General features: G+C 43.7%; 23 protein-coding genes. 6 read left to right on the plus strand and 17 right to left on the minus strand.

Annotated features, from left to right (window positions below):
- From EXU30_RS07285 to EXU30_RS07335, 11 genes are all read right to left on the minus strand, one after another.
- Nucleotides 1-864: a type II secretion system F family protein gene (locus EXU30_RS07285; RefSeq protein WP_130598734.1), complete on the minus strand. Its 864-nt coding sequence runs from the start codon at nucleotides 862-864 to the stop codon at nucleotides 1-3.
- 7 nt (nucleotides 865-871) lie between these two features.
- Nucleotides 872-1,723, minus strand: coding sequence for a type II secretion system F family protein (locus EXU30_RS07290; protein ID WP_130598736.1), 852 nt, complete (start codon nucleotides 1,721-1,723; stop codon nucleotides 872-874).
- Nucleotides 1,720-3,480, minus strand: coding sequence for a TadA family conjugal transfer-associated ATPase (locus EXU30_RS07295; RefSeq protein WP_130598738.1), 1,761 nt, complete (start codon nucleotides 3,478-3,480; stop codon nucleotides 1,720-1,722). The genes EXU30_RS07290 and EXU30_RS07295 overlap by 4 nt, the downstream gene beginning before the upstream one ends.
- Nucleotides 3,481-3,492: 12 nt before the next feature.
- Complete coding sequence (locus EXU30_RS07300; RefSeq protein ID WP_130598740.1) at nucleotides 3,493-4,803, minus strand: type II and III secretion system protein family protein; 1,311 nt, start codon at nucleotides 4,801-4,803, stop codon at nucleotides 3,493-3,495.
- A gap of 195 nt (nucleotides 4,804-4,998) precedes the next feature.
- Nucleotides 4,999-5,694 carry a Flp pilus assembly protein CpaB gene (cpaB, locus tag EXU30_RS07305; RefSeq protein WP_242620341.1) on the minus strand — a complete coding sequence of 232 codons (696 nt, stop codon included), beginning with the start codon at nucleotides 5,692-5,694 and terminating at the stop codon, nucleotides 4,999-5,001.
- 13 nt (nucleotides 5,695-5,707) lie between these two features.
- Nucleotides 5,708-5,893 (minus strand): hypothetical protein, encoded by a 186-nt coding sequence (locus EXU30_RS07310; protein WP_242620342.1) that lies wholly within the window; start codon nucleotides 5,891-5,893, stop codon nucleotides 5,708-5,710.
- A 31-nt stretch (nucleotides 5,894-5,924) separates the two neighbouring features.
- On the minus strand, nucleotides 5,925-6,608 hold the full coding sequence (locus tag EXU30_RS07315) for a hypothetical protein (protein WP_210147080.1): 684 nt from the start codon (nucleotides 6,606-6,608) through the stop codon (nucleotides 5,925-5,927).
- A 1-nt stretch (nucleotide 6,609) separates the two neighbouring features.
- Nucleotides 6,610-7,482, minus strand: coding sequence for a hypothetical protein (locus tag EXU30_RS07320; protein ID WP_130598744.1), 873 nt, complete (start codon nucleotides 7,480-7,482; stop codon nucleotides 6,610-6,612).
- Nucleotides 7,482-8,882 (minus strand): Tad domain-containing protein, encoded by a 1,401-nt coding sequence (locus EXU30_RS07325; RefSeq protein ID WP_242620343.1) that lies wholly within the window; start codon nucleotides 8,880-8,882, stop codon nucleotides 7,482-7,484. The genes EXU30_RS07320 and EXU30_RS07325 overlap by 1 nt, the downstream gene beginning before the upstream one ends.
- A 67-nt stretch (nucleotides 8,883-8,949) precedes the next feature.
- The gene (locus tag EXU30_RS07330) at nucleotides 8,950-9,258 is read right to left on the minus strand and encodes a Flp family type IVb pilin (RefSeq protein ID WP_130598746.1); all 309 of its coding nucleotides are present in this window, start codon (nucleotides 9,256-9,258) and stop codon (nucleotides 8,950-8,952) included.
- Between the two features lie 50 nt (nucleotides 9,259-9,308).
- Complete coding sequence (locus EXU30_RS07335; protein ID WP_130598748.1) at nucleotides 9,309-9,587, minus strand: Flp family type IVb pilin; 279 nt, start codon at nucleotides 9,585-9,587, stop codon at nucleotides 9,309-9,311.
- 485 nt (nucleotides 9,588-10,072) lie between these two features.
- Here EXU30_RS07335 and EXU30_RS07340 point away from each other — a divergent pair, with 485 nt between their 5' ends.
- Complete coding sequence (locus EXU30_RS07340) at nucleotides 10,073-11,917, plus strand: hypothetical protein (RefSeq protein ID WP_130598750.1); 1,845 nt, start codon at nucleotides 10,073-10,075, stop codon at nucleotides 11,915-11,917.
- Nucleotides 11,918-11,967: 50 nt separating this feature from the next.
- Nucleotides 11,968-13,416, plus strand: coding sequence for an OmpA family protein (locus EXU30_RS07345; RefSeq protein WP_130598752.1), 1,449 nt, complete (start codon nucleotides 11,968-11,970; stop codon nucleotides 13,414-13,416).
- Nucleotides 13,417-13,548: 132 nt separating this feature from the next.
- On the opposite strand, the gene pyrC is transcribed toward EXU30_RS07345, so the two are convergent.
- A complete protein-coding gene (pyrC, locus tag EXU30_RS07350; protein ID WP_130598754.1) occupies nucleotides 13,549-14,583 on the minus strand; it encodes a dihydroorotase in 1,035 nt (344 codons plus the stop codon).
- Nucleotides 14,584-14,780: 197 nt separating this feature from the next.
- Between pyrC and EXU30_RS07355 the strand changes: the two genes are divergently transcribed.
- The gene (locus EXU30_RS07355) at nucleotides 14,781-15,914 is read left to right on the plus strand and encodes a PQQ-dependent sugar dehydrogenase (RefSeq protein ID WP_207234105.1); all 1,134 of its coding nucleotides are present in this window, start codon (nucleotides 14,781-14,783) and stop codon (nucleotides 15,912-15,914) included.
- 184 nt (nucleotides 15,915-16,098) lie between these two features.
- Here EXU30_RS07355 and EXU30_RS07360 read toward each other — a convergent pair whose 3' ends face one another.
- Genes EXU30_RS07360 through EXU30_RS07365 form a run of 3 tightly spaced genes read right to left on the minus strand, consistent with a single transcriptional unit; the run spans nucleotide 16,099 to nucleotide 17,861 of the window.
- Nucleotides 16,099-16,626 (minus strand): hypothetical protein, encoded by a 528-nt coding sequence (locus EXU30_RS07360; RefSeq protein WP_130598756.1) that lies wholly within the window; start codon nucleotides 16,624-16,626, stop codon nucleotides 16,099-16,101.
- Between the two features lie 15 nt (nucleotides 16,627-16,641).
- Nucleotides 16,642-16,824, minus strand: a complete 183-nt coding sequence (locus EXU30_RS20510; protein WP_242620344.1) for a hypothetical protein — start codon at nucleotides 16,822-16,824, stop codon at nucleotides 16,642-16,644.
- A gap of 32 nt (nucleotides 16,825-16,856) precedes the next feature.
- Complete coding sequence (locus EXU30_RS07365) at nucleotides 16,857-17,861, minus strand: S1 family peptidase (RefSeq protein ID WP_242620345.1); 1,005 nt, start codon at nucleotides 17,859-17,861, stop codon at nucleotides 16,857-16,859.
- A gap of 428 nt (nucleotides 17,862-18,289) precedes the next feature.
- Here EXU30_RS07365 and EXU30_RS07370 point away from each other — a divergent pair, with 428 nt between their 5' ends.
- A complete protein-coding gene (locus EXU30_RS07370) occupies nucleotides 18,290-18,949 on the plus strand; it encodes a Bax inhibitor-1 family protein (RefSeq protein WP_130598758.1) in 660 nt (219 codons plus the stop codon).
- Nucleotides 18,950-19,015: 66 nt separating this feature from the next.
- Here the strand turns inward: EXU30_RS07370 and EXU30_RS07375 are convergent, their stop codons facing one another.
- Nucleotides 19,016-19,762, minus strand: coding sequence for an MBL fold metallo-hydrolase (locus EXU30_RS07375; protein WP_130598760.1), 747 nt, complete (start codon nucleotides 19,760-19,762; stop codon nucleotides 19,016-19,018).
- Between the two features lie 296 nt (nucleotides 19,763-20,058).
- Here EXU30_RS07375 and EXU30_RS07380 point away from each other — a divergent pair, with 296 nt between their 5' ends.
- Both EXU30_RS07380 and EXU30_RS07385 read left to right on the plus strand, forming a co-directional pair.
- Nucleotides 20,059-20,334 carry a hypothetical protein gene (locus EXU30_RS07380; protein ID WP_130598762.1) on the plus strand — a complete coding sequence of 92 codons (276 nt, stop codon included), beginning with the start codon at nucleotides 20,059-20,061 and terminating at the stop codon, nucleotides 20,332-20,334.
- Between the two features lie 294 nt (nucleotides 20,335-20,628).
- On the plus strand, nucleotides 20,629-20,919 hold the full coding sequence (locus EXU30_RS07385; protein ID WP_130598764.1) for a hypothetical protein: 291 nt from the start codon (nucleotides 20,629-20,631) through the stop codon (nucleotides 20,917-20,919).
- An 85-nt stretch (nucleotides 20,920-21,004) separates the two neighbouring features.
- Here EXU30_RS07385 and EXU30_RS07390 read toward each other — a convergent pair whose 3' ends face one another.
- Nucleotides 21,005-22,909 (minus strand): hypothetical protein, encoded by a 1,905-nt coding sequence (locus EXU30_RS07390; RefSeq protein ID WP_130598766.1) that lies wholly within the window; start codon nucleotides 22,907-22,909, stop codon nucleotides 21,005-21,007.
- Between the last annotated feature and the right edge of the window lie 261 nt (nucleotides 22,910-23,170).

A 23,170-nucleotide genomic window follows, 5' to 3' on the forward strand; every position in this document is an offset into this window, starting at 1 on the left:
CTAGAGCTCATACAGAAACTTCATTGCAATTGGGAATGCCAAAATCATGAAGGTCACAGGGAAGATAAAAACGATGAGAGGAAAAATGAGTTTTACTGGTGCTTCTAACGCCTTTTTCTCCGCACGTAAAAAGCGTTCGACTCGGCGTTGGTCGGACTGAATACGTAAAGTTTGGCCTAAGCTTGCACCGGTTTTTTCAGCCTGTGCTAATGCACTAACTAAGCTGTTTACTTCAGTTACCTGAACACGATCTGCCATATTGCGAAAAGACTGCGCCCTTGACATACCTGCACGCATGTCGCGAATAACTTTTTCGAACTCGATGCGTAGCGGCCCAGCGGGGCCGCGCTCAACGGCTTGTGATAAGGCTCCTGTCATGTTCAAACCAGCCTCAATAGACATGGTCAGATAATCAAGGTAAACCGGCAGCGCCTTAACAATTAATCCTTGGCGTTTTTTACGTAAGTCATTCAGTGAAATAACCGGTAGGTAGTAGCCGAAGATTGCCGCAATCACCACATAATTGGTTGGTACGCCGTCCAACATTGCACCGCACAGCAGCATCAAACCAACAGAAAAAAGGGTACTGATGATGCGAATTGCAAAATACTGCTCGGCACTCATGATGTAAGACAAACCAGATACTTGCAGCTTACGCGACACGCGCTCTAAATAGTCTACGCTCAGATTTTCACTCACATAAAAAGCTAGCAAGCGCACCCATGGCCAAATTAACTTCAAACCTGGAGAAAGCGGGTCCATAAACTCCCTATTCTCAACAGGCACACGACGATAAATACGCACACAGCTGACGATTAAGAACATCAATGCGATTGCAAAACAAATAGTAATTAAGTTCAACATGGCTCACCTACACATCGATGGTAATAATTTTGCGAATGGTAAAGTAACCGCAAATCAGCATTAAGGTGACAACCACTATCAAACCCCAACCGATAGGGTCGGTAACAATCCTTCCCATAGAGGCGGGCTCCATGTGATACAAGACAATACCAATAAATACCGGCAGCACAGTCATCACTAGCCCCTGCATTTTCCCCTGTGCTGTTAGTGCGTTTATCTTGCCTTCCATTTCGATTTTTCGGCGCAAGGTATCAGAAAGGCGAATAAGCACTTCGGCCAAGTTGCCACCGACCTCTCGAGAGATCTGCATACCGGCAGTGACCAATTGAAATTCATCTTCAGGTATGCGGCGATGCATGTTGTCGAGTGCCGTGCTGAACTCTACTCCAAGGCGCTGCTCTCTTAAAAACAGTTGAAACTCTTGCTTAGCAGGCGATGCCATTTCTTCAGCCATAAATTCAATAGCACTGGTTAAGTTGGCACCTGATTGCATAGAACTCGCAATCATGGTTAATGCATCAGGTAGTTGATGAACAAATTTACGGCGCCGGCGCTGATGCAAAAACTTGTAAGCAAACCTGGGAAGTAGCGCCAGCACGATACTAATGAGAATACCGAACACCCAGCTACCGGTAATTACCTTGAACAAAATAGGCATCAGCAACAAAGTGGCCATGTTGATCATAAAGATGCGCTTTGGCTCGATAAACAAAAACATCTCAGTCAAATTCACCCGAGCCGATGTAGTAAAGGTCTCCTGGTACTGCCGAGCAAGCTTGGTACTCAAATGCTTGATAGCAAACACTGCCAGCACTACAGCCATAAACACCAACACCATAGCGACTATCACGCTACTCATACATTGACCTCACGCTCAAAGATATCTAGCGCGATACGCACACCACTTTGCTGCAACTGTTCATAAAACTCAGGCACTGTGCCGGTCGCTGTATAGTGGCCAACAATCTTGCCTTTATCGTCAAATCCAGTTTGCTGGAACTTAAAGATTTCTGACAATTGAACAACATTGCCTTCGATCCCTGTCACTTCACAAATACTGGTAATACGCCGTGAACCATCAGAGAAGCGTGATTGCTGCACAATAATGTTTACCGCTGAGGTGATTTGCTCTCGAATAGCCTGTACAGGTAAATCCATACCAGCCATCATCACCATGACTTCTAGTCGAGAAATACAATCACGAGGGGAATTTGAGTGGGCGGTTGTCAGCGAGCCATCATGGCCAGTATTCATCGCTTGCAACATATCAAGCGCCTCACCACCACGACACTCACCTATCACCACGCGATCAGGACGCATACGCAAGCAGTTTTTAACCAAATCGCGTATTTCAACCGCACCTTTACCTTCCTGGTTTGGTGGCCTTGCTTCAAGCGACACCAAGTTAGGTTGGTACAACTGTAGCTCTGCCGCATCTTCTACAGTCACAATGCGTTCATCATCAGGAATGAAGTTTGACAACACATTAAGCAAAGTCGTTTTACCTGACCCTGTACCACCCGATATCACGATATTGCGCTTTTGTTTAACCGCCATTTCAAGAAATGCCGCCATGGCATGATTCATCGAGCCAAAGCTGACTAAGTCATCACAGCTTAACCGGCGCTGCATAAACTTACGGATAGTAATACATGGGCCTTTCAGCGCTAATGGCGGGATCACAGCATTTACACGAGAGCCATCTTTTAGGCGTGCATCAACCATTGGTGAACTTTCATCAATACGTCGCCCAATTGGAGTAACAATACGCTCAATCGCACCTAGGACGGCTTGGTCATCTGAAAATGCGATATCGGATAAATACAAATTACCGCTTTTCTCATAGAAGATTTGATCATGGCTATTGACCATAATTTCTGTGACTTCTGCATCAGCAATAAGGCCTTCTAGGGGGCCTAAACCAATTGTTTCATCAAGCACTTCTTTAGTTAATGCTTTAACATCGATGTGCTCTGGTACATCCATATTATTAAGAATGTGGCCAACTAAAGATTCACTTTGGGTGCGAAGTTCTTCATCGCTCATTTCATTTACGTTAACGCGGCGAAGATCCATCAGTTTAATGAGCTCAGCATGCACCGTTTTACGCAGCTCGTTTCGCAGCTTAATAGACTGTAGCTGCTGCTCGTTTGCTTTAGACGATGTTTTACTGCTTAGCTCTACGACATTACTGTTTGTCGTGGAACTTGTAGAAATGGCATCACTCGACGCCGACTCGCTCTGAGTAGCGGTTTTTAAGGCCGACGATTGATTAGCAGTTTGGCTTTCACTCGCAAGAGTAGTGACTGTGCTTCGTTGTGGGTCTAACGATTTAACTCGGATAATATAATCGCCAATTTGTACCTTATCGGTTAATGCTAATGGACCATAGCTTTCACGCTTTTCACCATTAACCTTCACCCCTGTACGACTGGCATTATCACTGACAAAAATGCCACGTTCATTCTGAATTAAACTGGCGTGGTGCTTAGAAACCTTGAAGCCACGAAGCTGAATAAGATGATCAGATTCTTTGCCAATCTGACACTGAGCATGAATACATTGAAAGTCACCAACCTTGGTGCCTTTACTCGTACTGACTGAAATATTAAACATCCCTACAGCTCCCTAATCCAAGATATAAAAAGCTTCAAGTTCTGTCGCATCACCAGCTAACTCTCGCCCGCGAGCTAATTGCTTGTCATGGCTTTCTTCACCTGGGTAAATCACTGTCGGGGTCACAAAAATCACTAGCTCACTCTTTTTGTCCCTGAAATCCCGAGACTTAAACAGCTCGCCAATAACCGGAATATCGCCTAAGAATGGAAATTTATTTACCACTTTAGACATCTCACTATTTACCAAACCCGAAATAACAATGGTTTCGTTATTTTTAACGTTAATAACAGACTCTGTGCGACGAGTAAGTAATCCAGGAATATCACCGACCGCGGTAGATGGGTCGATTGAGCTCACCTCAGCACTTACACGGCTAATGATGTTTTGTTGTTCGTCAACTACGGGCTCGATATCTAACTTAATACCGTACTCTTTGAACTCTACGTCTGCTGCACCAAGGCCGCTAAGCACAGGTATTGGGAATTCACCACCGGCAATAAACGAGGCTGCTTCACCGCTTCTAGTCGCCAAGTTAGGCTCTGCGAGCAAACGAGCATCACCTTTTTCGGACAGTAGTTGTATTTGCGAACCAATGCCGGTCACGATGCCAAAATAGCTCCAACCGCGAGAATCAAGTACACCTATAGAGTCATTGATAGCTCCGCTAATCCCCTCAACGTATTGCCCAGGAGAAGCCACACTAAAAATTGGGTTTGAAGAAAATGCTTTAGCTGCACCATACGCAGGTCCGGCCATCGAAGAGTCCCACTTCACACCAATATCTTGCAATGTCGTTTTGTTGAACTCCACAATACGTACCTGCATACGCACCATAGGCTCCATTTGCTTGGCATATTCCAAATACTTGACTAGGGAAACAATATTGGGGCTAGCGGAAAGGATTTTTTCTAGCTGCTCTTTCTGAGATGACTCCGCCTTACCTTGCACGATTATCAAGCCGTCATTCTCGGTGACAGTTAAAGATGGAAAAGCTGATAACATACGCTTAATTGTGGCCGTACTTTTAATGCTGTTATCAGGTGTAACTGTCACACTTAACTTGATTATCTTGCCGTTTTTTTGCCATAGCTGTAGGTCAGTTTCACCGGCAGACTCACCAATTAGGATCACTCCTTTGTCGTCAACCACTTTGGCGCTAAGTACATTGCCGTTACCTACGACAACTCGTTCAACATTTTTCGCTTTGTAAAGCTCGACTGCACCAACATATAATTTAAAAGGCGTATTATTGTGGGCGATCGAAAAATTAGGCAGTAACAACAGCGTCCATGCCAAGATAGTTATTAGTATATTTTTCATAGTGATGTGCTAGCCTCAACCTGGCTTAATTGCTCTAGAGCTTCCTTTGGTAAGTCGTAAGTTTCGTTGCGTGTCTGTATGCCACCACCCCAATGATCATTTCAACTTCGTTGCCGAAGCTGATATCACCGGCGTTAAACACCTGATCTTCTCGTAATGACTGAAAAGCCACAGGTTGTGACTCGGTTTGATTTCTTAGTAAGGTGACAAATTCCCCATATCTCGAGCAAGCGACACTCGAACAGCATCTTCAACAGATAACGCTAAAGTAACCGTGTTGTAAGCATTGGGATTGTCATAAAGGGTGTCAACAAGCTCTGGGTTCACATCAATACTGCGACGCCCTGTGGCGAGCACAACAGCGTTTTCTATGAGTAATTGCAACTTCTTGTAGGTGTCATCATTAACGTCATCGTCATAAGCTACAAACAGGTCAATTTTGTCAGATGGCACCAACATGCCTGCTGTTGAGTTAATATCATCAATATCAATCGTCACTGCTCGCTCACCATCTTTTAGCATGTCGGAAAACTGAGCGACGCTCATTCCTGGTAAGTAAGATTCAAGCAGCGGCCGACCTGGTGCCATTGCAGCTAACACCATTTGTCCTTCAACTGCGCCGAAGTCACTAGGATGCACTGCATCAAGTGGTAAAGTGTCAGCTTCAATACGCCTTACGGACATGTTTTGCTGGGAGATAATATCGCCCTTTCTAAGCTCTTTGGTTGCCACTACGACATCCGCCATAACGATATTGTCACGCGACAGCTCATCACGAATTTGCTGCTCTTTAGTTATAAAATAATTCTTGGTTGCCCAAGCAGAAATTCCGCCTAAAACTAAGGCGACAATGAGTAAAACCCAGTTAAAATCAAACGCTTTTAATTGCATGTTGGAAACCTAATTATTGACCTGGTAAAACTGTGAGAGATTTGGTGTAGGCAAACGCCGTGTACCACTCTCTAAGAGCTTGCACACAAAGCTCAAGCACACTCATATCATTTTGTACTGGTGTTAATAGCGCGGCGACTAGCGCACCACAGACGACAAGGTACTCAATAGACGCTTGTCCCCTAGCACTTGATTTCAATGGAAAACGACCATAGCAACACATGCTGTAACTACCCTTCCTTGACTTGGTTGGCCACAATAATGACTGCGGACTCTTGTGTGAAAAAACTGATATCAACCACGTTGGCACCTTGACTCATTTGTAGCGCAGCTTTACCAGCCTGATTGTCCAAGATACTCGATACCTCTACCCACCCTCGGCGTTGATAATACTCTCGATAAAAGTGGTAACTGGCAGATAAGCTCTTGCCAGACTTAACCATTAGGGTATGACCTTTCTTGTAGAGGTCGGTGGATTGAATATTTGACATCACCTCACTCCCTGAAGGAGTTGGAAAATCATTATCAACACGCTTTAGAGCGAGCTCATCGAGATTTTTAGTAATGCCGATATACGCAATAGTGCCTTGATAATCTTGTTTAATTCGCGCAGTCAGTAAGTAAGGACGTTGCAAACTATTGATTACGTAATCACCGTTAAACATCCGTGCGTCGAACTTGTCACTTTTGTTCTGCCATTGCTTTTTAAAAAAGCTTGCTAGCATCATTTGGCTTTGTTTGTCACGTAAATGCCAAGTACGCATTGGGTAGCCGTTATAGAGCATGTCGTCTGCAACAACATTCACCTCAGCATCTTTTGGAAACTGAATTTGCGGCCACCTGTCAGCGTGGGCAGCAAAACAAATTAACGCTAAAAGCACGATGGCCGCGCGAGATATAAGGATATGAATCATGTTATCCACCACAGTTTCGGGTGCCATAGGTACACAGGCGACTATTTGGTAAAGTATTAGGGTCAACATGCCCTAAACGCAGACGGCTGGGACTTAAACTGCGGCCAAATGGAATCCAACTTAGCGCTCGTTGCCCGGTGCGAATAATGCCCATATTGAGATAATTGGTAAGAACCAAATCTCTAACACGATTCTCGACATGCCTTGCCCCACCAGCATTCCAGCCAGAAGCCAATATCGCACTATCGCTACGAAAAGTTAGGTTCATGCTATCGAAAGGTTCCAAATAGAAAGGCTCAAAGTCAGTTTCGACATACGTACGATAGTAAGGACGGGATTCTAAAGAAAAGCCTGTATACGACAGTAGGTTTAATGCGCTGTTGACCCCCGATGCAACTCGACCAGGTACTTCATAGGCATTATCACCAGAACCTAAACGGTCACTTTCAAGTTCATCTTGAGGATTTTGCGCATTTGAAGTCAGCACCAGTTCGGCGCCTTGAGCTGCCTGATCAATCTTGTAATGTAACAGCGGGTGAGTTTTGTCATCCCAACTCCACTGTTGTTGATAGTTGCTAGCAAGTTTTTGACCGTTGCCCTGATAAAAACGCCAAGGGATTGTTTTAGCGATTTCAGCATCAGTGCGCTTGGCAACAACGCCTCCGCCAGAACTGGTGAAGCGGCTAGGATTTGATTCTCGCCATACCGTGCGCTCCCACGCATTGTAATGTGAAGCTTCTTGAGCTCGATGCTGCACTGCGGTCATTTTCGACATGAGCGGCAATAACAACAGCAATGGAACAATCACAAACGATAAACCAATAATGCTTTCGATTAGTGCCTGACCAAGTTGCTTAGTATGCTTACACACCATTACAAGAACCTCGTTATAGCGTAGACAACCGAACGGTCACTATTAGTCGACTCCGCGAGTCTCACTTGCCAAAACGGGTTGTAAAGATTGCCGTATTCGTGACGACTATCTCCACGAGCCCAAGCTGAAGTGGACATCATTAAGTCACGAGGGCGAGAGTAATAAGCTTGAGCAGAAGCCAACGAGGACAAACGATCGCCAAGTAAGCTCTCATCATTCGCTGGGTCGACACCTGTATCCTGACTGTTAATCTGGCTTGTGGTACGTAAGTTGTTTTGCTCTTTAGACACGACAATAGAAATGTTGTCAGTTTCGCTTCGACGATTGGCACTGTTCGACAAACCATAAAACGGCTGCACTCCAGAATAACTACCTTTACGCTGCTGGTTTCTTGCTGCTAAACGAGAGCCGCTACGATTATTGGAACGACTAGCACCCCAAGAACGATTGTTTCCAACACGATTCATGTTTGCTCGTGTATCAGAGCGAGTGCCGCCCCAACCAAGCGGAACTTCATAGTATCCACGCCAGCGACACCGAAACCAGCTACAACCCCAATACTTATAGTGATAACTAATCGAGTCCATTGAGGTCCAGGTTTCAGCACGGCGATTGCCATTTGAAATAAGATCCGAACCACCCGCTTTGATTACCTTCCACTTAAAGAATGGAATGGATCCGGACCAAGGACTACCAAGTCTGTATGTTCGGTTACTACTAAAACGATCGCGTGACGCCATGGTAACCTGTTTGAACTCATTGAATTGTGTTCGTGAAGCCCTACTCGTTCGCGAATGGCGCTTTTGAAAAGTAAACCAGGCATGCCGCACATCCTGCAGCATTAGAGGGTTTTGCATCAAATCCAGCTGGGAATTGGGGTCATTAGCTTCAACAATATCTTGGGTAGACTCTATTGAAGAAACTGCACCGGCATAATGCATAATCTGCTGCGATATACTTAAACCTCGCAACATGACATTTTCAACACGCACAGCAACATTAACAAATTGCTGGACGCCTCGGTTTATAGGGCCAACAACGTTCTTAATCGCATTGATGACATTACCTACATAAGGGATCCAACAAAGCGTATTACATGCATTACGAGCAAAACGATCTGTCATGTTGAACCAGGAAGAGAGTCCAACCATTTGCGCTATCGCTACCTGGTTTGCGACAGAGGCACGGTTGGTGTAAGCCTTAAAGTTATAATCACGCGCAATAAAAGTCGCAGCACTGTAAGCAGCATTATCAGCCGTATTTTGCAACTTGCTTGATTCTAAATTTACTTTAGATGTGTTGTAGCTGTATAAAACTGTCATGAGCGCAAATGTCATCAATGCAAGTGATAAAACCATTGATTGACCGCGCTGTTTTGATATTGCTAGCGCATTCAACATATTATTCTTTCCTTGAATAACTTAAGACACCACAAATGATAATTAGCCTTACCGGCAATAAGATTAATTAGTCTTGAACTGGCTGACCTGAATTACCTGAGCCTGAACCTGATGAGCTTGCCGCTGAGTTAGCAGCCGAGTCGTAACTACCTAAATTATAGTTTTTATCAGCAATATCATCAGCAGAATCTGCTGCATCGCTAGCTTGAGATATTTGCCCCGAGGCACTTTGCCCGGATACTTCCGCAGATAAACCAGCAACTTGATTACGTATAGTTTTGCCAAAAAAGCTATAAACACCAATTGCAGAAACAGCAATCAGTGCAGCTATAATTAAATATTCAACGAGCCCCTGACCACTTTGAAACTTACGCATACTCCAACCTCGAAATAGAACTAAAGGCAGCCGAAGCTGCCTTAGAATAATTAGTTGGTTCCCGACGCAGCGCTTGAGTTTGCAGCGTCATCGTAACTACCTAGGTTGTAGTTTTTATCCGCAACATCATCTGCATCATCTGCAGCATCAGACGCCTGCTGGATTTGACCACTTGCACTATTACCAGACATTTCCTGAGACAAACCAGCAACTTGGTTGCGAATAGTTTTACCAAAGAAACTGTATACACCAATTGCAGACACAGCGATAAGCGCCACAATGATGATGTATTCGACCATACCTTGGCCTTTCTGTTTTTTGTTAAACATCGTACTTTCCTTATTATACAGGTGAATAGTTGGTTAATTCTTTCACAAGCTATTTACCTTTCAATAATCACTAAGGGTGTATACAAGAGAATAACAACACCCTATCAGGGTAAGACCTTTAAAAAACTTAGGTATAATAAGGGGTTTAGGACTTAAGAGTTTTTATTACAAATTAATTAAAATTTACAAAACACCATACCATTAGCGGTTAATTTCAAATAAAAACAAAAAAACTAGCACTTTATAATTACAATAAAAATAAAAGAAAGCGCTTTCAAAAAAAAGAAATAAAAACATCAAGTAATACTAAAAGATAGGAGAAGAAAACCAATTGACACCAAATTAGATAAACAAAAAACAGGCAACAAACTAGGCGCAAGCAATACGACAAAACAATTAAAAACAAAGTTAACCTTAATCATCTAGAAGACATATAAAACTTGTGTTTTAATAGCCACTTCTTTTATTGCCAGTAAGGACACACAGTGCAATCACACCATTTTATTTCTAATAAACTTCCTAAAAAAACAGTTGTCGCATCATTACTTTCAATTTATTTGCTCAGTGGCTGTGGTGGTTCATCAAATACGGACAAACCTGATGAAGACACGCAACCAGATAATCCTCCAGTTACAACAACCTATGACCATCAAGTGAGTGGGGTTGTGGCTTATCATCAATTGGTAAGTGGTGCTGATGTCTGTGTTGATTTAAACCAAAACCAACTTTGTGATACCTACGAGCCTACTTCCGTAACGGACGTTGAGGGCAAATATCAAATCGATTGGACAAGTGAGGTTGAAGCACCGGAGTACATGCTTGTCGCCAGCTGGAATCAAGCAGCACCAGCGAGTATTTCACCAACTAAACTGGAAATTAACGCGGCTCCAACTAAACCAAATGCTGCTAACAAGCCAACATATGAAGCTGTCGTAAACAATGACGGACAAGCTAAGCTAATGGCAAGACAAGCTCACCAAGGTAAAATTAACTACCTCACCCACCTTGAAGTTCGCCGCTTGCTTGAAATGATAGCTCAAGACTTACCTGAAGCAGAGGTTGAGCTATTACTGAGCAAACTAGAAACCATTCTAAAAGGCTTGCTTGAAGAAGCTGAAGCTAACCCTTATCTGTTTACGAACGAAGAATATCTTCAAAAAAAAATCGTCATCATTGAACGACTCCTTGGCTATTTAGAACTAGTGCTAGCAGATATAGCCTTTGAAGCACTAAAGCTTGAAGAACTGTTGTTGCACATCCACCAGCAAGCGAAAACACTCATTGAGGGCTCAAGTTTATCGATTGAAGACTACCTAGCGAGCGACCCACTTGAATTTAGCTTTCTCATCAACAACTCCTTGACCATGCTTGGGCATATTGAAAACCCATTCGATGATCGCATTATGAGCGCAAATGATTGGCAAATCGTTGAAGCTAACTTCTTTAGCGAAGATGAAGGCTTGAGTAACTTAATTACCTTAAACTTGACCCCAAGTGTAGTTTTTGTTGGTGTTAGTGACGATACCAACAAGCAATTACTCGGCACCTTATCAACTGACGGGTTCAACCACCACATATTTGATTACGCACAAGAGCCTGGCTCGGAGGTTGGCGAAGAGCAAATACGGGAATGTTGGAACCATACTGAGCTGAGTTGGGAGCAAATCGATGGCATCACGCCGACAGAGCCCATTGCACCTTATATCTATGTCGATAATTCGCTCACAACGCAATTTATGGTGTCAGATGCACACATGACGTTTACCTTTACTAAGGTAGATACTCAGTCTGATTTTTGGGAGTCAATCATCGCTGCAACACCAGCACCACTAGCATTGGCTGACATTAGCTGGCCGGGCGTCATGTATACCTTTGATGCAGTGCAAGATAAAGACGTAATGTGCCGCATAAAAGATGACTACGAAACTTATGAGCTGAGCAGTGCAATCGACGAGATAGAGCAGCTTAGCACCAGTATTGTGGTAAGGAGTTTATTTCCAAATGAAGACCCTCTTGACCTACAGATTAACGAGGCTGAAAAAACCTTCTACCACCCACTAGAAGGCCAAACTAATCGCTGGACATTACTGCAAGGTCCCAACGGAACTGACATTATTGAAATTGACGACGCGTCTCACCTTCCTGGTTTAGAGCCCTACTCTCTCAAAGAATATTACACGGTTAGGCTAGACGGGGTGCCTAGGCAATTAGAGCACATCGAATTACATACTACGGATTTTTGGGCGAACGCCTACCCACAGTTTGTTTATACCTATGACAACAGCGAAGGCTTTAGCCAAGCCCTGTTTGAACACTTCAAAAACCTTTAACCCACAAAGCGCCCATCACTGATGGGCGCATTTTTTAAACGGATTTAGCTATGACTCTTTTGCGTAAATTAGCACTAACATGCACAAGTATCGCCCTGCTTAGCACTCCAAGTATTGCCGCCGAGGTAGAAGCCGTACTGTTTGAGCCGCCAGCAAAGGTAAAAGACACCACTTCCCTTATCAGAAACTATTCGCCGTATCAGCTAATTACAGCAACAAAACCCAAAATCACCGCGAAAGAGGTCAAAGGCAAACTCACCCGCATTAGCTATGATTTAAGTCCTGAGAATACTCCGCAAAATATGCTTAATAATTATCTACAACACATTAAGCAGTTAAATGGCGAACTCATTTTTAGCTGCAGTGGCGAAGCCTGCGGCAAAGACTCAAAACTCAAGCAGTTTATTAAAGCGCCAAGCGATACTTCATCAAGAAACCCCCAAATTGCTACCGCATTAATTAAGCTTGATAACAAGACACTATATACTTCTATTTACGCAGCTAATTGGAAACGAGAAACCACAGTTACTGTCGATACCATTGAGCTGATTGATGAACCACTGGACCTTATCAAATTAGACAATGACTATTTACAAGCAGAAGTCAGTGAAATTGCTGTGAAGGATCGCAGCAGCAAAGATGAGCGCGGCAGTCAAGATCATCCAATGCTATCCCGTATGCCTGGTGCATATATTGCGGACTACAAACAGTTCCAATTTGGTCAAACAAAACTCATTACCGATAAGAAAAACAAGAAATTTATCACCCAAGCATTTGAAGGCAAAGTCACTGACATTAACTACAACCTACCAAGGTCGTACTCAGAATATGAAGTCGACGCCAACTACAAAGCTGCACTCGGCAAGCTTGGTTTTAAACAGATTTATCAATGTGTTGCCAGGGAATGTGGTAGCGACACCCAATTCCAACAACGCATAGATGCACTTGCAAATATTGGCATGGAAGATAGCCAGCATTACCGCTTATATCAGCTACAAAGGCCAACCGGCACAGTGCATGTAATGACCTATACTCTGGGTTACATTGGCGGCCTTTATAGTGAAGTGCGAATAGTGGAAGAGACCGCACTGAACGATCAGCGAGTTACCATCGACTTGGACGGATTAACCGATAAAATAGCCCAAACAGGTCATGTCGCGTTAGATGGCTTATTATTTGAGTTCGACAGCGACAAGCTGTTGCCTGAAGCCTTGCCTGTCGTTGAGGTGGTCGCAACTTACTTAAAGCAAAACCCTAAGCTGCGTTTTTATGTAGTGGGTCATACTGACGATCAAGGCAAGCAGCACTACAACAAAACTCTGTCAGAAAAGCGTGCCAAAGCGGTTGAAAAACGATTAATCGAGCAGCATCAAATTGCTAAAAAGCAAATCGAAGCCATAGGTTTAGGTGAATACGCACCAGTCGCTAGCAATATGAATGACGCAGGTAAGAAACAAAACCGCCGTGTAGAGCTGGTGTTAAGGTCTGACGCGAAATAATCAAGTTATACCAATCAGCATAAGAATGTGATCATTCTTATGCTGATTGGTATTAAACAAAATTAGCAAACGCTTTCAAACAAAAAAGCCAGCAACTATGCTGGCTTTCAAATTTCCGTTAACCGGTTAGTATTATGCTTTTACCTTCCACTTAACCGTTTCACCGGCAAAGAAAGGCACAATTGGATTACCGTTTGGCAAAATGATTTGCTCTGGTACCACCCAGTCTTCCTTCACAAGCGTGACTGTACCTGTGTTACGAGGCAGGCCGTAGAAGTCTGCACCGTGATGGCTGGCAAAACCTTCTAACTTATCTAGCACGCCCAAATCATCAAATACTTGCGCATAAAGCTCTAGGGCAGACCAAGCACTGTAGCAACCAGCGCAGCCACAAGCTGACTCTTTACGGTGCTTCTCATGCGGCGCAGAATCTGTACCTAGGAAGAATTTCTTCGAGCCTGTCGCAACCGCTTTTTGCAATGCTTCCTGGTGAATGTTGCGCTTAAGCACTGGCAAGCAGAAGTTGTGTGGGCGTACGCCACCAACTAATAAATCATTGCGGTTAAGCAACAAGTGCTGCGGCGTAATGGTAGCGGCAATATTGTCAGCAGCATCAGCCACAAACTCAGCAGCATCTTTAGTGGTAATGTGCTCAAACACGACTTTCAAGTTCGGCATCGCTTTCACAATGCGCGACATGTAACGATCGATAAATACCTTCTCGCGATCGAAAATATCAATGTGTGACTCAGTCACTTCACCGTGAATAAGCAGCAACATACCTTGCTCAGCCATGACTTCAAAGATTGGGAATAAAGCATCAAGCGCTTTGACCGCTGCATCTGAGTTGGTAGTTGCACCAGCTGGATATAATTTTGCAGCAACAACGCCAGCGGCTTTAGCATCAATGATGTCTTGCGCTGTGGTGTTATTGGTTAAAAATAGCGTCATTAGTGGCTCAAACTCACGACCTTGTGGGCGCGCAGCATTAATGCGATCGCGGTAGTCAGATGCCATTTGAGCAGTGGTCACTGGTGGTACAAGGTTAGGCATAACAATCGCACGTTTAAATAGTCGCGCCGTTGCTGGAACCGTTTCACCTAGCATGTCGCCATCGCGAAAGTGTAGGTGCCAATCATCTGGAGTGGTAATGGTCAATTGAGTCATTGTTTGCCCTTATTTGCTGCAACCGATAATTGGGGCGCTATTTTGCCTTAAAAGGCGCTAACTTAATAGTCGTTAAAGCCGTTAAGTGACTTTGCTGTAGCAAAAAATACATCACGGCGATTGAGTTAAAAACACTTGCTCAACCATTAGAATTTTTGCCATGATGCCAACAGCTTACATAACGCTAGGACGCTGCCATGACTAATCGTAGGTTTTCAAACACACTCGCTTTAAAATCACTTATCTTAGCGACTTCTGCTTTGGGTATTAGCATGCTTAGCGCTGCTAGCCATGCGCTACCGCTTGAAAAGATTAAGTTGCCACCTGGCTTTAGTATTTCACTGTATGCAGAAAACGTAGAAAACGCGCGGCAAATGGCCCTAGGCAATAAGGGGACGGTTTTTGTTGGTAGTCGCCGTGCAGGTAACGTGTATGCACTAATCGACACCAATCAAGACTTTAAAGCCGACAAGCAAATCCGGATCGCCAGCGATTTATTTATGCCATCTGGCCTTGCCTACCACCAAGGTGATTTATATGTCGCTGAGGTAGACAAAATCTGGCACTATCGCGACATCGAAAACAGTCTGCCAAACATTCCCGCGCCTGAGCTGGTTTATAACAAACTACCTAATGATCGCCACCATGGATGGAAGAATATTAAATTTGGCCCCGATGGCCTGTTATATGTACCTGTGGGTGCACCTTGTAATGTGTGTGACGATCCACTGCCCTATTCATCGATTTTCAAGCTCGATGTCACCACTAAACAGGCCACCACTGTTGCGCAAGGTGTACGCAACAGCGTCGGTTTTGACTTCCACCCGCAAACTGGAGAGCTTTGGTTTACCGACAATGGTCGCGACATGATGGGCGATGATTTGCCTGATGATGAGTTAAATAGGGTGACAACGCAGGGGCAACATTTTGGCTTCCCTTATGTGCACAATGCTGACGTGAAAGACCCAGAGTTTTATGATGCTGCCAAAGCGAAACTAAATACTCCGCCTGAGCTAAATTTGGGCGCGCACGTTGCCGCTTTAGGAATGGAATTCTATTTAGGCAAGCAATTCCCTGCGCAGTACCAGGGCAGCATTTTTATCGCCCAGCATGGCTCGTGGAATCGCAGCAGTAAAGTGGGCTATCGGGTAATGCAAGTCACCTTAGATGGCAGCAAGGTAAAAGAATACAAGCCCTTTGCCACAGGCTGGCTACAAGGCGAACAAAGCTGGGGTCGACCTGTTGCCGTGCTAACGTTAAATGATGGCTCACTTCTAGTGTCAGATGATGCTGCCAATGCGGTTTATCGAATTAGCTATCAGGCCCCTTAACCTAAACTAGAGCAGCCTAAACTAGAGCTGCCTAAACACAGCATAACAAGGGCCTAGGTATCAGGCTCAAAAAAACCACTTTGACCATGTGCTATAGCGGCATCGATCCTGGCACAGGGGCAAAGTGGCTTAAATCATTACATACAGCGCGTAGCTCACTCTATTACAAAATGAGCGACGTCAGCTACTCACCAAAGTAATAGTCATACTCTTCAATCAATGACCTTACTTCGGGGTCAGCTTGTACCTGCTCAATAAATTGCTCAGCGGTGGTCATCACCCAAACTAGCTCATCACCATCTAGGCGATGTAAGTCTTCAGCTTGATACATATTGGCCGCTTCAGTGAAGTTTTCACGATACTCAATTGCTGCTATCACTTGATTTTGCACCGTCAACTCATAAGTCAGTACAAAATCATTGTTGGTGACCACAGGTAAAATACCGAGCGAGCCACCGGCTAGAATTGCCGAGGTAAAACCTGCAGCAGAGCCACCAGCTGTGTTTTCAGTACGGTAACGCACAATTAAACGTATCGGCGTGCCAAAGTTTTCTTTATCAAGATTACTAAACACCTCAGACTGTTTTAGCTTGTCGTAAAGCTCGTCAGCTCCAATGTAACTGGTGTAATTTAATGGCGGTAAGGCAATCTTCTCAGCAACAGCATTAGCAGACATCAGAGTTAGTGCCGCAGCCATAATTAGTTTTTTCATTTGCTTGGCCCTCAATTATTGATAGCAGTTGAGTTGAACAACCGAGCCGAGCGCGGCTTGATTTGCAACCTCAATGTTGCCGTTTTTGTTGGCTTCAACCTTGCTGTAATTAACGCCGTGCTTGTCTAGGAATTTAGCTGCGTACTTAGCTTCAAGTGCAAAGTTAACATTTTGCGGCAGAACGCCCGCTTCAATCATCTTGGCTGAGTTTAGTGTGCTAACTGCAATACCTAATAATTCACCGCCCTCAGAAACAACAGGCCCGCCACTTGAGCCAGGCTGAATTGGCGCCGAGAACTGGAACTGCCCATCGCACCTTTCAATGCCGTTTTTGAACTAATATTGCCTCGGGTTAGATTGGGCGATGCGGCGAGTAGGCCTTGTAGTGGATAACCTACATTGGTAACGGTTTCACCCAAATGAAACTTACCATCAATGCGAAAAGGCAAGTGCTGCTCTACCTGCTGGTGACTATCAATGACCGCCAAATCCAGCAATGCAGATTTAGCCGTAATACTCACTTGCTGCATTTCATCACCTAGTTTCATCTTGGTAACCAGACAGTTATCCAATACATGGGCAGCAGTGAGTAGCTGACCATTTTCATTGATATAAAATCCGGTACCTGTGCTTACCGGTTTTTCAAGATTTACTAGGTCATTGGTGTTCACATCAGCTAAAGCGAGCTCGGCAGCGAATTTGGTTGCTGTTGGCTGCAGTTTGTTTAGCACGTCAACCAGAATCAATTGCGTCGCGCGCAAGCTCGCATTATAAAAAGCGGTGTTGCTTGAAATATTACCAATGGCATTGTCATACTCTTTCTCACCTTCACGGATCACCTTTTGATTGGCATCCAACACGCGGTATTTCATCGTCATTACCGCATCACCAGAATCAAAACTCCACTTAGGTTCCATGTCGATTAGTAAACCGACTTGAGTATCACTCTTAGGATCAAAAGCCAGCGCGTTTGGGAAGTAAGCTTTTACAGCAGCTTCAACGCCATTTTTTAAACCTTTGCCTGGCTCGACCCAAACGTTCCAATTGTCTAAATAAAAACGATGCTCAGTTGCAGATTTAGGCAGGTAGTAAGCAATTTGTGTGGTGTTTGGCACTTCCACACTCTTACTGACTTTGACGCCTTTTGGCAGTTTGTTGGCTTTAATTTTTGTGCTTTGACAGCCTGCTACAGTCAAGCTAACTGCCAGCATCATAATTGCTGCGGGTATTTTCATGTTGCTCCCTTAACATAATAAAGTCGGGGTCTACGCCCCTTTGCTGATTAAAGTGACCGCTTAATCAGTCTTCATCAACAAGCGCTATAGCTCTGGCTAAATAGCACTTACTAATTAACTTCCTCTTAGGATTTACGCCCAAGTTAACAAGCTGGCAACATACTAGCACTTACCTAGACAGACAAAAAGAGACCAAATGTAATCAACCATGGTTAACACACTGAATTAGTAACACTTTACCGAACAACAACCTATAAATGAGTTTCAAAACCTTGAGCTGCAGCTAGGTTTATAAAATTAACCATAAATAAAGACTACATGTAATTGAGAGCCTCGGTGATTGAGATAGAATGTAATGTTAACTTATTAAAATTAAACAGTTAATTTCTTAATCGCTAATATAGCGACACTGATACAAAGGGGTTTAAATGAATGACAGTGTTTGGGAGCGAGTATCTAGCAGCGCGCCTGAAGTCAATCCAGCAATTTATAATCTGATCATCGGCCTTACCCTATGCTGGGGATTTGGAGTTAACTGGTATATGGTTTCAACCATAGATCCAGCATTAATCGATAGCGTCAACCCGCTGTTGTTTCTCATTGGTTACTTTGCTTCATGTATGTTGGGGGTATATTTGTTCAATACTTCTGATAAGCCAATTGTCAGCTTTATCGGCTATAACCTAGTTGTGGTGCCGTTTGGGTTAATCGTTAACCTAGTTGTCAGTGAGTACAGCCAAGACATTGTAATTGAGGCAATTCGCGTTACCGGGCTCGTCACCATCGCCATGATGTGTTTGGGCACCTTGTTTCCGCAATTCTTCCAAAGAATTGAGGGCGTACTATTTATCGCACTGCTTTTAGTGGTGATCGTTGAGCTAATTGAAATCTTTATTTTTGGTATTCACCACGATTTTATCGACTGGATAGTGGTATTGATCTTTTGTGGTTATATTGGCCTTGATTGGGGACGAGCGAATCAAATTCCTAAAACTGTCGATAACGCCATCGATAGCGCGGCAGCCTTATACATGGATATCATTAATCTATTCTTGCGGATTCTACGCATTCTTGGCCGCAAAGATTAGCGGCATAATATAAAAATGAGGGACGATGCCCTGTCAAACTAGGCTAGGGCACCCTCAACAAGCAAATTAAGACTTAAACACTTTAGCCAATTTAGATTTGGTAGCTCGCCAATGAGTCGCTGGCGTTGTGGGCGCCAGACTTACTAGGTGTAGATAATCCTCATGGGTAATTGCTACTTCTCCACCATGAGCCAAAATCACTTTGCTTGGTCGCAGCTGTTCTATTTTCTGCAGCGAGTTTTTATAACGATTGGGGTAAAAAACTGGAAATGGTGGGATAAATTTATTCTTTACCTGCACAGCCAAATCGGCGACATACACGGTTTTAGTCGGCTGATGAAACAATGAAATGTCTCTGTCGGTATGGCCTTGAGTTTCAACTACCTGCCATTGTTCAAAGTCAGGGATCAAATCACCATCACTCAACAAGTAATCAGCCTGTAGGCGTGGCCAATACCAAATGTTTTTTCGTGGCTTTTTTAAACGGCTAGCTACCCATTTAGTCAGTAAAATATCACTAACGAACATGCACCAACCATCAAACCCACTGTACCAATTGCCTGTGACATTAGCAGTGATAATTTTACAGCCATAACGTGCTTTTAGCTGATTTGCAGCACCAGCATGGTCAGGATGCATATGGGTGACCACTACGGCTTTGAGATCGGATATTGGCCGCTGCAAATCAAGGGTGATGTAATCATGAATTCTGTCCACATCGGCTTTACAACAACCATCTAGCAACAAAATCTTATCGTCGTACACCGCGAAATAAATAGATTGGATGTAACCTTGTATGTGCTTGAGCTGCATTAATTCATTATATTTGTTGATTATTCTAGCCAGTGTAACAAGCAAAGGTTGAAATTTGTACTAACAAAATCTGCTTAAAATCCGTACTTTTTCCGCTAGATAACAAGTGCCCAAACAGCAACAAGCATATTCACAGCTAACTTGTAAGATAAACATCCAGCTAAATCTACCCAAGCTTACACATTGTGAGTTTGGTCAATAAAGTCACCGGCAAAACGCCATACAGTAATGTCTGTTACTCACAACGATTACTTACAAGAACTATTTATAACTAGCTGTATTCAAGGAAGTTAGCTATGCGCTGCCCACATTGCGATAAGGTGTTTCCCTTTTTCACCCTCGGGTTAAAAACAAAAGGACCACAAAAGTTATGCCCACACTGCAACAAAACCATGTTGCTCTACTTTAACTCTAAAGTGGCTGCACTTTGGTTTGCACTACTGTTTCCGCTACAAGTGTTCATCTTTAAACCCACTGTTATCGGCTGGGGCTACAACGGCACCTTATCAACAGGAATAGTCGCTGCTACCTGGCTGTACCTGTCACTTAGGCTTAAAAAGCCCGGTGAGTAAACGCTTCGTTTAATCATCTTCATTGGGTTACACTTTGAAACACTAGCTAGCACAAAATACTACGCAAATTCATATACATAGCAGTAACAACCATTATCCATCTAACGTGATCAAAATCACATTACCTTACACTGTATTGATTAATACTCTCTGTGAATTTTTTGGGTGAATGATGTTAATTGTTTGCATCACTTTCACTAGCTTTAATCAACTCCCCTGGATGCGATAAGCCTTAAAGGTCAAATACCAAAAACTAATGACCACTATAAATCGCAGTAGTTTCAAGGAATAACAATGAAAATAAAAGCACTTTCTACGGCATTATTATCTATGGTGCTAGCCACCGCTTGCCAATCAACTGACTCGCACCACACAACAATCGACAAGACCAAAATCGCGGCACTTGAGCTAGGTAAAGTAAACGCTGAAAAAGTTATCCAACTGGTGGGGCAACCAGCAAAGATTGCGATAAACCCAGACGACACTAAGGTATTTAAATACCACACAGCACCAAACCAAGAGTCTTACCTGATGTTTACCGAAGATGGCATGCTAGACAAAATCGTATTTGAAGAAGCCCACTAGCACTTGCCCAATGCGCAAAAAAAGGAGCACAAATTGTGCTCCTTTTTTAATTGATAAACTTAAGCTCTATAAGCTAAGTAATCGATTATGCCGGTGTTGAAGCTTGTTCGTCAGCTTCGGCCTCTTGACGTAATAAAGCTGCGGCCTCTTCCTCTTGCTTAGCAATGGCTAGCGGCTCATTACTTTGCATTGGGATTGCACGCGATTGCTCATTAATCTCATGGATTTGCGATGCATTACGTAGGTCGCGCTCGCTGGTGATGGCGGCAATTGACTCGCGGTCTTTAATAAAGCTCATCACATCATGACGTATGCTATCTAGTGATTGATCAGCCTTGTGCATTTCCATGATGTAACGTGGATGCTCTAGGTTTCTCATACCTGTTGCTGCAAAGGTGCTTGATACCGCTTCAGTGACTACCACCCAAGGCGTGATACTAGAGCGCACTAAAGTATTCTCCGAACGGGTTGAATCATGGATGCCCGTACCTGTCGAAATACGTGACTCAGTAAACGTGCCCTCAACTTTCATGTAAATTAGCTGGCTAACAAACTGCATTTCAGCAAAGAACAAGTGAGCTGCATTTGCCAACATGTGAGCAAAAGCGCGCAGTAAAATACCCACTAACACCAGATGAATAATCGTTCCTAGCATGCCGCTCAACATCGATACCTGCTCTGGCGATGATTGCTTAACAATCACCTCTAGCGGCACACCTTCAACCACGCGGTATAAATCTACCACGCTAAAGGCCAGCCACACAGTCAGAATTGACGCGCCAATAAATAGTAAGTTACCTAAGAGCAAGCTAAGCATGCGCATTGCACCAAAAGCAGCGCCTAAGTCCATTGGCTTAAATCTTGGCTGGATCTCTTGCAGCATTTCGCCACGGAAGTTGCCCTTTCCTTCAACTTGCTCATTTAGCTCAGGTTCAAGCCCTTGATATACGCGGTTAGGCACTTCTTTATAACGTCTATTTGCCATCACCAGATTATCAAGGTTAATGAAAATCTCGTTAGGGTGAATCGACTCTTGCCAGTTATCACGCAGTTCTGACACTTCAACTTTTGGATCAGATAAAGCCAGACGCTTAAAAATCATCACACTAATAAATACTGAGCTAACAATTGCACCAAGCAAAATAGCAGCAAAGTAAGCCCAGGCGTGAAAGTCTGGCAAGAACTGGATAATTTGCTCAAGATCTCTAATGCTGATGCGGTTCGCTTGCATTACATAAGCGATACTAGTGGCAATCACTACAGGGAAAATAATCGCACCAGCAATCACTTTAGTCAGCTCTTTGGTACCCATTGCAGGAATATTGCGATCCGCGCTGCGACCAATAGCTCTGCCGGCACTACGCCATACACTAATCAAGTATAGGGTTAATACAACTGAATAAATCGGGAAAGCAAACTCGCCTACCTCACCGGCAAAACCAGCTAAAGACACAAAAGCGGTCAATGCAAATGCTGCCAGTGCAACAATGGTTTTCACCCAAGCACCGAATAAACGCTGCGCCATGTTGCGCACCGGATAAGGCATAAAGGTTAAGCGCGGGAAAATAGTATGCACGAGACGAGCAAGAAACCCCTGAGGCTCCACAAAAGTCACGTTTTTTCGACCAACTAGCATTTCGATAAGGCGCTGCTTGCTATAAGCAACATAGCCAGCTTCATGCTCCGCCGTCGTTGACTCTGAGCGACTATAATTGCGAGCTAACGAGGTTGGGTGGTTACGACCGACAAAATAGCGCATCATTGCAATCACGCCGCCAGTGGTTACCTTTAAACCCGCGCCTAACAGCACTAAACCGAATAAAACTAAAATCCACCCAATTACCGCGCTTTCTTTAACAATAGCTGCGGCTTCAATAAGTAAATACACACCCAAAGCGGTGGTAAGCAACCCACGCAGAGAAGTCACTGCGCCTTCCTTTTTAAATGGGTTTTTCAACCCGAGATCAATCGATCCGTAATCAAATGCCATGCTGTAAAATACTCCACATAGGTAAATATTTTTAAACTATAAAATCACAAAAAATTCTATCGCAGTTACTGTTTCACAACAAAGAATTTATTTTATTTTCATAGTTTTATATCAAGATACAACTAAATTAGCTTAGCGCGATACTTAATAATCACTGTATATGTATTAAGAAATATCAAATTTGAGTGAAGCAAACAGCTGACACCAACGCGTTGGAAAACCGCAATTTAAATTATTTATTTGCTAAGGCAGGAGTAAATA

The organism is Shewanella maritima (genome assembly GCF_004295345.1).
Lineage (GTDB): Bacteria > Pseudomonadota > Gammaproteobacteria > Enterobacterales > Shewanellaceae > Shewanella > Shewanella maritima.